We start from the raw sequence: 756 nt of genomic DNA on the forward strand, positions 1-756 counted from the left end.
AGTGTATGCAGCCCTAACATTCTCGTCGACGGCACATGCTGCAATTGAAGAGTATGAGATTAACAACAAACAGCAGAAGCAACAGTTCAAAGAGCTAGGACACACATTGCGCTGCCCTAAATGTCAGAACAACACCATCTCTGATTCGAATGCCGAACTTGCTCAAGACTTGCGCCACAAGGTCTACGAAATGACGAAAGAGGGCAAGTCAAAAGAAGAGATCGTCGATTACATGATCGCGCGCTACGGCAACTTCGTGACTTACAATCCGCCATTCACTATGTCGACAGCGATTTTATGGCTTGGTCCACTGGCTGTGGTTTTGGGCGGTTTTGGTTTGATCGTGCTTCGTAGCCGAAAGTCAAAAGCAAAAGTCACGGCAAACAACGACGAGAAATGGGACGAGCAAAAAGAAGCGCGTTTAAAAGCACTGCTTGAAGAAGAGAATAACGGAGATAATAAGTAATGACTCTATTTTGGATTTCCACCGTTATTCTTACGTTGATTGCTTGTGCGTTAGTTGCGCTGCCTCTTTTGAAGCAGAAAGCAAACAACGACGACATCTTACGTGATGAGTTGAACAAAGCTTTTTATAAAGATCGTCTTTCTGAGCTTCAAGAAGAAACAGAAGAAGGTCTTGTCGAGAGTCAAGAAGATCTGATTTCTGATCTTAAGCAGTCACTTTTGGATGATATTCCTGCACAGAAAATGAGTCAGGAAACCAAGGTCTCGCCGATGGCAGTGCTTATTCCTTCT

At 44.0% G+C, this 756-nt stretch carries 2 protein-coding genes; both read left to right on the forward strand.

Annotated elements, in window-relative coordinates; translation table 11 throughout:
- Position 1 precedes the first annotated feature (1 nt).
- A complete protein-coding gene (locus tag R7Q11_RS25925; RefSeq protein ID WP_225466971.1) occupies positions 2 to 466 on the forward strand; it encodes a cytochrome c-type biogenesis protein in 465 nt (154 codons plus the stop codon).
- Positions 466 to 756, forward strand: a 291-nt coding sequence (ccmI, locus tag R7Q11_RS25930) for a c-type cytochrome biogenesis protein CcmI (protein WP_225466972.1), incomplete at its 3' end; no start/stop codon positions are given. The genes R7Q11_RS25925 and ccmI, both read left to right, overlap by 1 nt.

It is taken from the genome of Vibrio sp. 970, from assembly GCF_033339075.1.